Origin of the sequence: Hyphomicrobium denitrificans ATCC 51888 (assembly GCF_000143145.1) — a bacterium.
Taxonomy (GTDB): Bacteria; Pseudomonadota; Alphaproteobacteria; order Rhizobiales; family Hyphomicrobiaceae; genus Hyphomicrobium_B; species Hyphomicrobium_B denitrificans.
On record NC_014313.1, the window covers coordinates 1,008,649 to 1,021,574 of the forward strand.

The 12,926-nt window shown below is 62.0% G+C and carries 11 protein-coding genes; 7 read left to right on the top strand and 4 right to left on the bottom strand.

Annotation, left to right across the window (positions count from 1 at the left end; all coding sequences use genetic code 11):
- Positions 1-7: 7 nt before the first annotated feature.
- The 4 genes from hemB to HDEN_RS04710 form a co-directional block, all read right to left on the bottom strand.
- Positions 8-1,054: a porphobilinogen synthase gene (hemB, locus tag HDEN_RS04695; RefSeq protein ID WP_013214982.1), complete on the bottom strand. Its 1,047-nt coding sequence runs from the start codon at positions 1,052-1,054 to the stop codon at positions 8-10.
- Positions 1,055-1,187: 133 nt separating this feature from the next.
- Positions 1,188-2,459: a L,D-transpeptidase family protein gene (locus tag HDEN_RS04700; RefSeq protein ID WP_013214983.1), complete on the bottom strand. Its 1,272-nt coding sequence runs from the start codon at positions 2,457-2,459 to the stop codon at positions 1,188-1,190.
- Positions 2,460-2,827: 368 nt separating this feature from the next.
- Complete coding sequence (gene ldtR / locus HDEN_RS04705; RefSeq protein WP_013214984.1) at positions 2,828-3,337, bottom strand: transcriptional regulator LdtR; 510 nt, start codon at positions 3,335-3,337, stop codon at positions 2,828-2,830.
- A 219-nt stretch (positions 3,338-3,556) separates the two neighbouring features.
- On the bottom strand, positions 3,557-4,675 hold the full coding sequence (locus tag HDEN_RS04710; RefSeq protein ID WP_013214985.1) for an enoyl-CoA hydratase/isomerase family protein: 1,119 nt from the start codon (positions 4,673-4,675) through the stop codon (positions 3,557-3,559).
- Between the two features lie 217 nt (positions 4,676-4,892).
- On the opposite strand from HDEN_RS04710, the gene HDEN_RS04715 reads away from it, so the two are divergent.
- The 7 genes from HDEN_RS04715 to ribB all read left to right on the top strand — a co-directional run bounded on the left by HDEN_RS04715 (position 4,893) and on the right by ribB (position 12,923).
- On the top strand, positions 4,893-6,092 hold the full coding sequence (locus HDEN_RS04715; RefSeq protein WP_013214986.1) for an extensin family protein: 1,200 nt from the start codon (positions 4,893-4,895) through the stop codon (positions 6,090-6,092).
- Between the two features lie 306 nt (positions 6,093-6,398).
- On the top strand, positions 6,399-7,628 hold the full coding sequence (gene hemA, locus HDEN_RS04720; RefSeq protein ID WP_013214988.1) for a 5-aminolevulinate synthase: 1,230 nt from the start codon (positions 6,399-6,401) through the stop codon (positions 7,626-7,628).
- A gap of 327 nt (positions 7,629-7,955) precedes the next feature.
- On the top strand, positions 7,956-9,260 hold the full coding sequence (glyA, locus tag HDEN_RS04725) for a serine hydroxymethyltransferase (protein WP_013214989.1): 1,305 nt from the start codon (positions 7,956-7,958) through the stop codon (positions 9,258-9,260).
- A 262-nt stretch (positions 9,261-9,522) separates the two neighbouring features.
- Entirely contained in the window at positions 9,523-10,047 is a 525-nt protein-coding gene (nrdR, locus tag HDEN_RS04730; RefSeq protein ID WP_013214990.1) for a transcriptional regulator NrdR, read from the top strand.
- A gap of 4 nt (positions 10,048-10,051) precedes the next feature.
- Positions 10,052-11,158: a bifunctional diaminohydroxyphosphoribosylaminopyrimidine deaminase/5-amino-6-(5-phosphoribosylamino)uracil reductase RibD gene (gene ribD, locus HDEN_RS04735; RefSeq protein ID WP_013214991.1), complete on the top strand. Its 1,107-nt coding sequence runs from the start codon at positions 10,052-10,054 to the stop codon at positions 11,156-11,158.
- A 23-nt stretch (positions 11,159-11,181) separates the two neighbouring features.
- On the top strand, positions 11,182-11,775 hold the full coding sequence (locus HDEN_RS04740) for a riboflavin synthase (RefSeq protein ID WP_013214992.1): 594 nt from the start codon (positions 11,182-11,184) through the stop codon (positions 11,773-11,775).
- Positions 11,775-12,923 (top strand): 3,4-dihydroxy-2-butanone-4-phosphate synthase, encoded by a 1,149-nt coding sequence (ribB, locus tag HDEN_RS04745; RefSeq protein WP_013214993.1) that lies wholly within the window; start codon positions 11,775-11,777, stop codon positions 12,921-12,923. The genes HDEN_RS04740 and ribB overlap by 1 nt, the downstream gene beginning before the upstream one ends.
- The last annotated feature ends 3 nt before the right edge of the window (positions 12,924-12,926 follow it).

Sequence of the window (12,926 nt, forward strand, 5' to 3'; positions counted from 1 at the left end):
GTCTTGATTAGGGCTTGAGCAGCCGCGCCGCCTTGGGCGCGAAGTATGTCAGCACACCGGCAGCGCCTGCGCGTTTGAATGCCAGCAGGCTTTCGAGCACGGTCTTGTTCTCGTCGAGCCAGCCGCGTTCGAAGGCGCCCGCGAGCATCGCGTATTCTCCCGACACCTGATAGGCGAACGTCGGCACCTTGAATGTTTCCGAGACGCGTCGGACGACGTCGAGATACGGCAATCCGGGCTTCACCATCACCATGTCCGCGCCTTCTTCGAGATCGAGCGCGACCTCGCGCAGCGCTTCATCGGTGTTGCCGGGGTCCATCTGGTACGTGCGCTTGTCGCCCTTGAGGAAACCAGCCGAGCCGACGGCGTCGCGGAAAGGACCGTAAAATGCGCTCGCGTATTTCGCAGCGTAGGACATGATCTGCGTGTTCTTGTGGCCTGATGCTTCGAGCGCGGAACGAATGGCGCCGATGCGTCCGTCCATCATGTCCGAAGGCGCGAGCACGTCGGCGCCCGCCTCGGCTTGAACGAGCGATTGCTTGATCAGCGCGGCGTTCGTTTCATCATTGGCGATCTCGTCACCGATGAGCAGCCCGTCGTGGCCGTGGCTGGTGTAGGGATCGAGCGCAACGTCGAGAATGACGCCGAGATCGAGACCAGCCTTTTTGATGGCGCGGGTTGCGCGGCAGACAAGATTGTCGGCGTTGAAGGCTTCGCTCGCGTCATCCGAGCGCTTCGCCGGATCGGTGAACGGAAAAAGCGCGATCGCGGGGATGCCGAGCGCAACGGCTTCCTTCGCGGCTTCGCCGATCAGGTCGACGCTCAGACGTTCGACACCCGGCATCGACGTCACGGGCACGCGCTTGTCTTTTCCTTCGATGACGAACATCGGCCAGATGAGGTCGCTCGGCGAAAGGCGATGCTCGGCGACGAGTTCGCGCGTCCAGGGCGCTTTGCGGTTGCGGCGCATCCGGGTCGCGGGGAAGCGTCCGCTCGTGTCCGTTGCGGATTGGCCGGTCGCGGCGGGGGAAGGGGGGCGTGAGCGAGTCGACATCAAGGCCTGCGGATAATGTTCGGGTCGGTTGGACGAGTTGGGCACGCCCGTCCGCGCAATGCAAGGCAAGAGGGCCGTCGTCGTTAGCGCACCTGCAATGCGGGCGGCGCCTTCATTCGAGCGGCCAAGCGGCTCAGTAATTGGCCGCGATTTCGCCGATGCCGTCCTTCTGGTAGAGGTCGCGGCGGAATTGCACGATGCCGTCCGGCGTCGCCCAGGCGCTGATGTAGACGAACAGCAGCTGCACCGGCTTTTTCAGACGCAGATCCAGCCGTTCGCCGTTGGCCTTCATCGAGGCGATGCGCTCGCTATCCCAACCTCTTTGCTCGGCGAGAAGCCAGGCGGCGAGATTTTCGATGTTGTGAACGCGGATACAGCCCGAGCTTGCGGAGCGGTAGTTGCGTCCGAAAATCCGATCCGACGGCGTATCGTGCATGTAGACGGAATGCGCGCTGTCGAAGTTGATCTTCAGAAAGCCGAGCGGGTTTTCTTTCCCCGGCTGCTGACTGTACGTGTAAGTCCCCGGCTTGACGGTGCTCCAGTTGATCTTCGCCGGATCGACCTTCTTGCCGTTGGAGTAGGCGTCGATGTGGAACTTCAGAAGGACGTTCTGTCCCTTGGACTGCATCTCGCGGCCGCGCGGGATGAGATCCTCGGAGATGACGGTCGGCGGCAAACGCCAGACGGGATTGAAGCTCAAGTCGGTGATCGGCGTGTGCAGCAGCGGCGTCGGGCGGTCGGCCTTACCGACGACGGCGGCGTAGCGCGCAACGATCTGGCCGTTCTGCACGGCTTCGACCTGCGCGGCCGGTATGTTGACGACGACGTATTTCTTGCCGGCCTTGGCCGTGAATTCCTCAAGGCGGCTGACGTTGGCCTTCAGCTGTTTCAAGCGGGCGTCGGCCGGAACATTGAGGGCGACGATCGTGCGCTTGTCGGCGATGCCGGTAGGGGTCAGTCCGTTCGAGGCTTGAAAGCGTTTCAGCGCCTTGTCGACGTCGGAGTCGAAGTAGGTCGAAGAGATGTTGCCGCCGGTCAGATCGCCGGACGTCGCGAGTCGCTGGCGCAGCAGGGCGACGGCTGCGTCCGTGGTGCCATACTGCAGAAGGCTGTCGCGTGGCGTCTTGTTCGGCGGCTCCGGCAGCTGCGGCCACCCGCCTTGCGCGACGATGTTCGTGTAGCGTTGGATCGCGGTTTTCGTCGCGGCGATGTTGGCTTTCGAAAGCGTCGCGTAGCCTTTTGGCGGATTGGCTTCCCACTCGCGAACGAAATCCGGATCGTAGGTGTTCGTCGTTCCAGGGCCATTGCCGACGGGGCCGAACTGAAACCACGACGTTTGTGCGAATGCCTGGCCCAGTCCGAGGCCACCCGAACCGGATGCGATGACGAAAGTAAGCGCCAGCATGACAGCGAGACCTGCTCGTCCCGCGCGCTGTGTGACGTTGATTGCTGCTCTCGACCGGTGCACGATTTTCCCCGCCCGTTCGTATCTACGATTTGCCCGTGACTTTCCGCGCTTATACATCGAAACCGCGGCCGCGCATCGGGTTCGGGAGCCATAAACCGTCTCCAGCTCCCGGCGGTGCGGCGCAGTTTAAGTTGCTTCCCGGGCGGCACGAATATTTTTGAAGGCTGATCAGGCGTTTCGTCGGCCGGCGCGCCCTGGCGGCAACAATCGGCGCTTTCGGCGCGCAAAAAAGCCGCCCGGGGGGTTCCAGGGCGGCTTGCAAGTGCAGCAACCGGCGTCGTTCGTCGGAAGCCGTGGGAGTCCGATCAGAGGCGATAGCGAATCTGGTCCGACCAGAAGCGTTCGAGGCGCACGAGCGCCTTGTTCAAACCCTTCACGTCGTCGCCCGACACTTCGCCGACAGTTTGGACGGAACCGAGCTGGCGCAGATAAAGCTTGCTGACGATGTCGCGAGCTTCGAGACCTTTTTCGGTCAGGCTGACGCGCACGGAACGGCGGTCGGTATCCGAGCGCTTGTAATGGATGTAGCCCATGTCGACGAGCTTCTTGAGATTGTAGGAGACGTTCGAGCCAAGGTAGTAGCCGCGCGTCTTCAACTCGCCGGCGGTGAGCTCGCTCTCGCCGATGTTGTAGAGCAGCAGTGCCTGAACGCTGTTGAGTTCGGCGCCGCCCTGGCGATCGAATTCATCCTTGATGACGTCGAGAAGGAGACGGTGAAGTCTCTCGATCAAACGAAGGGCCTGTAAATATTCGCCCCGAAAGCCTTCTTCCTGCACCGGAGCGCGCGGACGGGCCACTTCATACGCTAGACTCATAACGCTGCCTCACACTGTTTGACGCCTCCCGGTTTGCCCCGGGTTTTGACAAATAGATAACGCGAAGCCCTGAATTTCGCCTAAATAGATATAGTAAAAGAACAGTTCCCCACCCGTTTCGGAAGAGTCTTTTAACTAATCGCGAGGGGACATTGCTTTCATGGTCAATATTCGGATAACGCGTCCGATAAAGTTATTCGGAATTCGCGGTGCGCGGAATTAAACGCGCGCTGCCTGCATTTCCGAGCGCAGCGGCAGTTCAAGTTCGCCATCTGGGAGCGGCGCGAAATATTTCTCGACCATATCTGTCGTAATATCTTCGAATTGCGCCGGCGACCATGACGGAGCGCCGTCCTTGTCGCGCAACAAAGCCCTGACGCCTTCGGCGAAATCCGTGCCTTCGAAGCAGCGGACGGCAAGGCGATAATCCTCGATCAGCGTCTGGCGAATATCGAGTGTCAGCGCATTGCGGATATGGCGATCCGTTATCGCGAGCGATATCGGCGAACTCTTGCGCAATCCGGCAAGCGTGTTGCGGGACCATTCGCAGCCTGATGATTCCGCGTCGCTCAGAGATTTGAGAATCTTAGCCAGCGACGATTGCGAAAAGTGGTCCCGGATGAGACTCAAATCTTTCTGGACAGCGCCTTCGGATTGCGGCTCGTGCAAATCATCGAGAAGCGGATCGACGGGAATTGCGTCGGCGAGCTTGGCGCGAATTCCAGGAAATTCCGCCGCCGCGATGCAGTGCGTCACGAGGCCGAGCCAATACGCATCGTCGCGACGGATCGGACGTCCGGTCAATCCGAGATAGAGGCCGATCGGCCAGGGCAGACGCGCGAGAACTTTTGCAACGCCGACGTCGGGAAACAGCCCGATCTTCACTTCGGGCATCGCCCATTTGTAAGCTTCGCCCGCAACGCGATGGGTGTTGTAAGCCGTCAGGCCCGCGCCCGATCCCATGCACACGCCGTCGATGAATGACACGCACGGCTTCGAAAAGCATTCGAGCAGCCAGTCGAGCGCATACTCGCGGCGCATGATGGCCTTGGCGCTTTCGATGTCGCGCTTGGCTTCGGCTGTCAGTGCCAGCACGTCGCCGCCGGCGCAGAAGGCCTTCGGACTACTTGAGACGAGCGCGACGATGTAGGTGTCCGGATCGCGAGCAATGACCGGCAGCGCGGTGCTCAGGACTCCGCACATTTCGTCATCGAATGCGTTCAGCGCCTGCGGACGGTTGAGGACGAATGTCCGGAGCGCCTGCGTGCGCTCGGCGATGATTTTCGCGTCCGGCGTGCTCGATTGTGTCGTTGGCGTCGGTGCCTGCTGTACGTTCAAACTGAAAATCCGATGTGTTGGCGCTTCGCGGAAAAAAATCTGCTGCTAGGTATGGTCCGTTCTCGCGCGTTTCGCCATATTCTGCGCGCATGATCGACGCGGATGTTGCGTCGAATAACGCGCCAAATTCATTTTGCAGTGCGCTTGTCGTCTCGCCCAGGATTCGTCAAGCCCTTGTTTGCCCTTCGTCGCGTTTGCTCCGAGAAGGAATTAGCCAGTGACCAATTTCGGCCGGACGGCAATCGCGCTCACAGCCGCGGCGGTCATTTCGCTGCTTATCATTGATGCTGTGGCGGCGAAGAGCAAAAAGCCTCATTCGCAGCCTGCCGCGCCGACCGAAAATGCTCAGCCGGCGACCGATGACAAACAGGGTCAGGCCAAAGACGCAAACGGCCAAGCGCAAAAACCCGCTTCGAGCGAGAAAGCTGCGGGCGCGGGCGCGAATGCAACGCCGCCGAACACATGGAGCGACGCGGAGATCGCCGATGCGAAAACGCATTGCGCCGAGGTCCTGCAGCGGATTCACGCCGTCTATGCCGCGCGCGAACCCATTCGGGACGGCGCGTGCGGAGCGCCAGCGCCGATCGAACTGATCAGCATCGGACAAAATCCGGAGGTGACCTTTTCGCCTCCGCCCGTCGTGCGCTGCGACCTCGCCGAAACGCTCGTCAACTGGCTGGAAAACGACTTGCAGCCGCTGGCGAAAAAGCACTTCGGTGCGCCGATCATCAGGATTGAAACGATGAGCGGCTATTCCTGTCGCAACGCCTTCGGCCGCAAGACGACCAAGCTCAGCGAGCACGGGCTGGCGAATGCGCTCGACATCGGGGCTTTCGTTACGGCTTCGGCGAAATCCGTGTCCGTGCTCGATGATTGGGGAACGACGCAGCGGGAACTGGTGGAAATCGCGGAAAAGAAGGCAGCTGCCGAAAGGCAGGCGGCCGAACTCGCTGCAGCCCAAAAGGCAGAACAGACGAATCTCGCGAGCGAGCAGGGGGCGGGCGCTTCAGCAGTACCGTCCGCCGCGACGGCTTCAGGCCTCGGGGCTCCGGCCGCGGGGCTGGCGCGCTCAACCATCGTTGATGGCGTCCCGAAGGTGACGGTTACGCTGCCGGGGGCATCGAAAAGCGCCACCAGGACGGCAGCGCGCACTGAGGAGCCGCCTGCAAGGCTCGGTGGCCCGGCTCCTGGCTCGGCCAAGGCCGGTGCCGGAAAATCGCGCCGCAAGGACGTTGCAGCCCTCAGCCAAACGACCGGACGCGGGCCGCTGTCCGACGACCAGGCGTTCCTGCACGAGGCGCATGTCGCGGCTTGCCGCCTGTTCGGCACGACCCTCGGCCCGGAGGCTAATCGCGACCACGTCAATCATTTCCACGTCGACATGGCCCAGCGAAAATTCGCGAAAATCTGCGACTAGGCGCGAGCAGCGCGGCGCGACCTGCCACGGCGTTTCCGGACGAGTCGTTCGAGGCCATGAGGCGCGTCCCGAGGTTCCCGCAATGAGCCCGCTCGTGATGCGTTTGATTTATATCAAAGGGAGCGACGACATCTCTCAGAACGGCGAGAAAACCTATATTTTGCAAGGCAAAAGAATTACGCCGCCAAATCAAACATGAAACTTTTTAAACTTGCGCGACGAAGAAGCACTGGTACTCGAGGCCGGTCCAAGTCATAAAGGTTCTAAAATAATGAACGGTGTGCTTTTGGGAGCGGAAATCTTCTGATGACATACGAGCAGAAGCTCGCTGACGCCGTCGAGGCGGTCAAACGCGAGGGCCGGTACCGGGTATTTGCAGATGTTAAGCGCCGCCGTGGCGCATTTCCGAAGGCCGAGGTTCTAAAGGGCGAGGCGACCAAGCCCATCACCGTCTGGTGTTCGAACGACTACTTGGGCATGGGCCAGCACCCGTCCGTGCTCGCAGCGATGCACGAAGCCATTGATCTCGTCGGTGCGGGTTCAGGCGGCACGCGCAATATTGCTGGCACAACTCATTATCATGTTCAGCTCGAGCATGAGCTCGCTGATCTGCACGGCAAGGAAACAGCTCTGGTCTTCACGTCGGCTTTCGTCGCCAATGAGGCGGCGCTTTCGACGCTGTCGCAGCTTCTGCCGGGCTGCATCATCTTTTCCGATGAGAAGAATCACGCATCGATGATTGCGGGCATCCGCAACGGGCGTGGCGCCAAGCACATTTTCAAGCACAACGATCTCGCCGACCTCGAAGCGCAGCTCAAGAAGGTGCCGAAAGAGACGCCGAAGATCATCGCCTTCGAGAGCGTCTACTCGATGGACGGGCACATCGCACCGATCGGCGCGATCTGTGACCTCGCGGTCAAATACAATGCGCTGACCTATCTCGATGAGGTTCACGCCGTCGGCCTGTATGGCCCGCGCGGCGGCGGCGTCGCCGAACGCGATGGCGTCATGCATCGCGTCGACATCATCAACGGCACGCTCGCCAAAGGCTTCGGCGTGATGGGTGGCTACATTGCCGCCTCGCGCACCATCTGCGATGCCATCCGCTCGTATGCTCCGGGCTTCATCTTCACGACGTCACTGGCGCCTGCTGTCGTTGCCGGCGCAGTTGCTTCGATCCGCCACCTGAAGTCGAGTTCGATCGAGCGCGAACGCCATCAGGAACGCGCGCGCACGTTGAAGCGCATGCTGATCGCGGCCGATCTGCCGCTCATCTCGGGGCCGAGCCACATCGTCCCCGTGCTGGTCACGGATCCTGTACGCTGCAAGGCACTGACGGACGTTCTGCTCGACCGGTATGGCATCTACGTGCAACCGATCAATTACCCGACGGTTCCGCGGGGCACGGAGCGCCTGCGCCTCACGCCGTCGCCGCAGCACACCAATGCCGACATGGAGCATCTCGTCAACGCGTTGACGGAACTCTGGTCGCAGTGCCCGCTGGCGCTGATGGCGAGCCTCGAAGCGGCGGAATAGTCTGCGGAGTTCGCATGACTCGGGCCGTTGCCTCTACGGTGACGGCCGTCGCCGCAGGTTCGCATCCTTCGCATTAAACCGGCCGCGCCGTTGCCAGACTTCGCAGGTCGAGAATTGGCGGGGGCAAAGCCTTTTTTGCGCTAATGACGGGGTTTGCCGCGCTTTTTTTACGCGGGGCAAGTCACCCTTTGGGCAGCCAACTTACCCAATGGGGGAGTTGAGTGCGGGCTGTCCGCCTCGTACTATGGCACTACGCAGGCGGGCGCCCACGACAACTGCCCGAGATGCCAGAATTCAAAAAATCATCCTTTTTCAGAGGAAACCCTGATGTCGACCGCACCGGCCGCTGGAACTTCGCAGACGTCGCGTTTTTTCAAGGCGCATGTTTCGGAAACCGATCCCGAAATCTTCAGCGCAATCCAGAAAGAGTTTGGTCGCCAGCAGCATGAGATCGAGCTCATCGCCTCCGAGAACATTGTCTCGCAGGCCGTCCTCGACGCCGCTGGCTCGGTGCTGACGAACAAGTATGCCGAAGGCTACCCGGGCAAGCGCTACTACGGCGGCTGCCAGTTCGTCGACATCGCCGAAGAGATCGCGATCGATCGCGCCAAGAAGCTGTTCAACTGCGGCTTCGCGAACGTGCAGCCGAACTCCGGCAGCCAGGCGAACCAGGGCGTGTTCAACGCGCTCGCAAAGCCCGGCGACACGATCCTCGGTCTGTCGCTCGCAGCCGGTGGTCACTTGACCCACGGCGCGCCCGTCAACCAGTCGGGCAAGTGGTTCAAGGCCGTGCACTACACGGTGAAGCCCGACACGCACCTCATCGACATCGAGGAAGTGAAGAAGCTGGCGCATGAGCACAAGCCGCGCATCATCATCGCCGGCGGCTCGGCCTATCCGCGCAAGATCGACTTCGCGGCCTTCCGTGCCATCGCAGACGAAGTCGGCGCGACGTTCCTCGTCGACATGGCGCACTTCGCCGGTCTCGTGGCGGCCGGTCTCATCCCGAGCCCGTTCCCGCATGCGCACGTGGTGACGACCACGACGCACAAGACGCTTCGCGGTCCGCGCGGCGGCATGATCCTGACGAACGACGAAGATATCGCGAAGAAGGTCAACTCGGCGATCTTCCCTGGCATTCAGGGCGGCCCGCTGATGCACGTCATCGCTGCCAAGGCCGTTGCATTCGGCGAGGCGCTGCGTCCCGACTACAAGGTCTACATGAAGAACGTGATGGACAACGCCCGCGCTCTTGGCGAGGTCCTGGTGCAGAACGGCTTCGCGCTCGTCTCGGGCGGCACCGACACGCACCTCATCCTCGTCGACCTGCGTCCGAAGAAGATCACCGGTAACAAAGCCGAGAAGGCGCTGGGCCGCGCGCATATCACCTGCAACAAGAACGGCATTCCGTTCGACCCCGAGAAGCCGATGGTGACGTCGGGCATTCGCCTCGGTTCGCCGGCCGGCACGACGCGCGGCTTCGGCGTCGCCGAGTTCCAGGAGATCGGCCGTCTGATCTCGGAAGTGCTCGAAGGCCTCGCAAAGAACGGCGAAGAGAACAACGGCGCCGTCGAGGAAGCCGTCAAGGCCAAGGCCACGGCACTCTGTGAGCGCTTCCCGATCTACGCCTGACGGACCAGATCTATTGCTGAATAACGAAAAGGCGCTCTTTGCGGGCGCCTTTTTTCTTGCGATGCGCATGGTCGCTGTTGCGCGGGCGCGTGTATCGGTGGAACGCGTCGATAGCAGGACTTCCTCTTTGTCGCGAAAGCGTCCACAGAGAGACACTTTCCAACCGGCACACGGCTGGGGCGGACAGAGCTGAAAGCCGCTTGCCGCCGTGATAGAGAGTTGCCCGCGATTTGTGCGGGTACTGAAGTTTGAGGAGCAAGCAATGCGCTGTCCGTTTTGCGGAAGCGAGGATAGCCAGGTCAAGGACAGCCGCCCGTCGGATGAGAACGCCGCCATCAGAAGGCGTCGCGTCTGCTCCGATTGCGGCGCCCGATTCACGACCTTCGAGCGCGTTCAGCTCCGCGAGTTGACGGTCGTCAAACGCTCAGGGCGCAAGGTGCTGTTCGATCGCGACAAACTTTCGAAATCGATTTCGGTCGCGCTACGAAAACGTCCGATCGAGCCGGAGCGGATCGATCGCCTCGTGTCGGGGCTGGTGCGTCAGCTTGAAAGCTCGGGCGAAACGGAGATCACCTCCGCCGAGATCGGGGAACTCGTCATGGCGGCGCTGCGCGAACTCGATCCCGTTGCCTACGTCCGGTTCGCGTCAGTCTATCGCGATTTCCGCGATACGGCCGATTTTCATGCCGTGCTTCGCGAACTCGCGGCCGACACGCGCGATCCGCTCGACAGCAGCGAGCGCTTCGGCATCGTTCGCGACGATGCGGCAATCCAGAAGAAGCACTGAGACGATGGCCGAGCCGAAAAGCAGCGCGTTCGACGAGGAGATGATGGCCATCGCGTTGCGCATGGCCGAGCGTGGCCTTGGCGCGACGATGCCCAATCCGTCGGTCGGCGCGGTCATCGCCGACGAGACGACGGGCGAGATTCTCGCGCGCGGCGTGACGGCTCCCGGCGGCCGCCCGCACGCCGAGACCCAAGCGATTGCGGCGGCTGGCGATCGCGTGCGCGGCGCGACGATCTACGTGACGCTCGAGCCGTGCTCGCATCACGGCCGGACGGGACCTTGCGCCGAAGCCATCGTCGCGGCCGGGCTGAAACGCGCCGTCGTCGCCATCGAGGACCCCGATCCGCGGGTTTCGGGACGCGGCCTCGATAAGTTGCGCGACGCCGGGCTCGAGGTTGTCAGGGGCGTGGGCGCGGCCGAGGCCCGCCGCATCACGCGCGGGCATATCGTGCGGATCACCGAGCGCCGGCCGTTCACGACAGTCAAGCTCGCGCTCGACGGGTCGGGCGAGATCGCGCGCGGCAACGGTGTTTCGCCGATCTGGGTCACCGCTGAGATGGCGCGTGCGCACGGCATGCTGCTTCGGGCGCACTACGACGCCATTCTCGTCGGCAGCGCAACCGTGCGCGACGACGATCCGGAATTGACGTGCCGCCTGCCGGGGCTGATCGATCGCTCTCCGGCGCGTATTATTCTGTCACGCTCGCTCGACATTCCTGCGGGTGCGAAACTCGTTCGAAGCGCCAGCGGCGTTCCGACCTGGATGATGACGGCGCCCGACAGCGATCCGCAAAAGCGCGAGCAGTTAACCTCGCACGGAGTCGAAATTCACGATATCCCGATCGTCGGGCAAAGCCTGTGGCTGCCCGCCATCATGGAAGCGCTGGTCGGCCGCGGCGTGACGCGCCTTCTTGTCGAGGGCGGGCCCCGGATATGGCGCTCGTTCGCGGAAGCATCGCTGGTCGACGAAGTCATCCTATACATGGCTGGAATGCCCGGCGATGATGTCGCGATGGATGCTATCGAGCGGCAGCTCGGGCCTGTGGCGCTTTCGCTCGTCGACCGGCGGACGATGGGCGGCGATACCATGTGGCGGCTTCACCGGGCGTGAGGCAAAGGAAGGACGCTGAGGCGATGTTTACCGGATTGATCACGGATGTCGGTGAAGTCATCGACAAGTCTGGCGGCACGTTTACGCTGCGCACGGCGTATGCGCTCCGGCCGGAGGACGCCGGGATATCGATCTGTTGCAACGGCGTCTGCCTGACCGCGACATCGATCAAGCCGCTGGCCTCGGGGTCGGAATTTTCGGTCGACGTTTCGAACGAGACGCTGGCGAAATCGACGCTTTCGGACTGGGCCACGGGAAGCCGGGTAAATTTGGAGCGCTCGCTGAAGGCTGGCGACGAGCTTGGCGGCCATATCGTTTCCGGCCACGTGGACGGCGTCGCCAAAATCGTCAGCATTACGCAGGATGGCGCCAGTAAACGCTTTCTTTTCGAAGCGCCGGAGCACTTATCGCGCTATATTGCCCCTAAAGGATCGGTCGCCCTCGACGGCACGTCGCTGACCGTGAATGAGGTTTCGGAAAACCGCTTCGGCGTTAATCTCATTCCGCACAGCTTGACGGTCACGACATGGGGCGGCAAAACCCCCGGCGATCTGGTGAACCTCGAAGTCGATGTCTTCGCCCGTTACGTCGCACGTCTCATGGAGTTTCGTATCTAATGTCCGCATCGACATATCTGCAGCCGACCCAGACCGGCAGCGTGCTGTCGCCGATCGAAGAGATCGTCGAGGAGATGCAGAACGGCCGCATGGTCATTCTGGTGGACGCGGAAGACCGTGAGAACGAGGGCGACCTCATCATCCCGGCGCAGATGGCGACGCCGGATGCGGTCAACTTCATGGCGAAGCACGGTCGCGGACTGGTCTGCCTGACGCTGACGCAAGCGCGCGCGCAGGAACTGCATCTCGATTTCATGGTGCGTTCGAACGGCTCGCGCAATCGCACCGCGTTCACGCAATCGATCGAAGCGCGCGAAGGCATTTCGACGGGCATCTCGGCGTTCGATCGCGCGCGCACCATCGCGACGGCAATCGATACCACCAAGGGCGCGAGCGATATCGTTTCGCCCGGCCACGTCTTTCCGCTGATCGCGCGCGAAGGCGGCGTGCTCGTTCGCGCGGGTCATACGGAAGCGTCGATCGATCTTGCGAAGCTCGCCGGACTTTATCCGGCTGCCGTCATCTGCGAGATCATGAACGACGACGGCACGATGGCGCGCATGGACGATCTGGCGAGCTTCGCCAAAGTGCACGGACTGAAAATCGGGGCGATCGAGGATCTGATCGCCTATCGTCTCCGCAACGACCGCATCGTCAAGCGGGTCGCCAAGACCGAGATTGAAACCGCCGTCGCCGGCGCCTTTGATCTTTACGTCTACGAGACGACGTCGGAACCGGCCGAACATCTGGCGCTGGTCAAGGGCAATATCTCCAAGGGCGGACCGGTGCTGGTTCGCGTGCACGCCGTCAGCATGATGAGCGACGTGCTCGGCGTTGACGGCAGCGAAGCGGGTTCGGTCATCGATCAGGCGATGCGCGCTGTCGAAGCCGAAGGGCGTGGCGTCGTCGTTCTCATTCGAGATCTGCGGCCGAGGTCCATGACGGAGTGGGTGTCGGCGCGTCAGGATCCGGGCTCCGGACGAGAGCTGAACAAGGAGCGACGGCAGGTCGAGATCGGCATCGGCTCGCAAATCCTGTCCGATCTTGGCGTCAAGGACATGGTGCTGCTGTCATCTTCGCCGCAGCACGTTTACGTCGGCCTCGAGGCCTTCGGCCTGCACGTCACCGGCACACGCAAAATCGAGTAGCAC

Bases quoted from the DNA above. Each gene is read 5' to 3' on its own strand.
- hemB (WP_013214982.1), bottom strand. From the start codon at position 1,054: ATGTCGACTCGCTCACGCCCCCCTTCCCCCGCCGCGACCGGCCAATCC.
- HDEN_RS04700 (WP_013214983.1), bottom strand. From the start codon at position 2,459: ATGCTGGCGCTTACTTTCGTCATCGCATCCGGTTCGGGTGGCCTCGGA.
- ldtR (WP_013214984.1), bottom strand. From the start codon at position 3,337: ATGAGTCTAGCGTATGAAGTGGCCCGTCCGCGCGCTCCGGTGCAGGAA.
- hemA (WP_013214988.1), top strand. From the start codon at position 6,399: ATGACATACGAGCAGAAGCTCGCTGACGCCGTCGAGGCGGTCAAACGC.
- glyA (WP_013214989.1), top strand. From the start codon at position 7,956: ATGTCGACCGCACCGGCCGCTGGAACTTCGCAGACGTCGCGTTTTTTC.
- nrdR (WP_013214990.1), top strand. From the start codon at position 9,523: ATGCGCTGTCCGTTTTGCGGAAGCGAGGATAGCCAGGTCAAGGACAGC.
- ribD (WP_013214991.1), top strand. From the start codon at position 10,052: ATGGCCGAGCCGAAAAGCAGCGCGTTCGACGAGGAGATGATGGCCATC.
- HDEN_RS04740 (WP_013214992.1), top strand. From the start codon at position 11,182: ATGTTTACCGGATTGATCACGGATGTCGGTGAAGTCATCGACAAGTCT.
- ribB (WP_013214993.1), top strand. From the start codon at position 11,775: ATGTCCGCATCGACATATCTGCAGCCGACCCAGACCGGCAGCGTGCTG.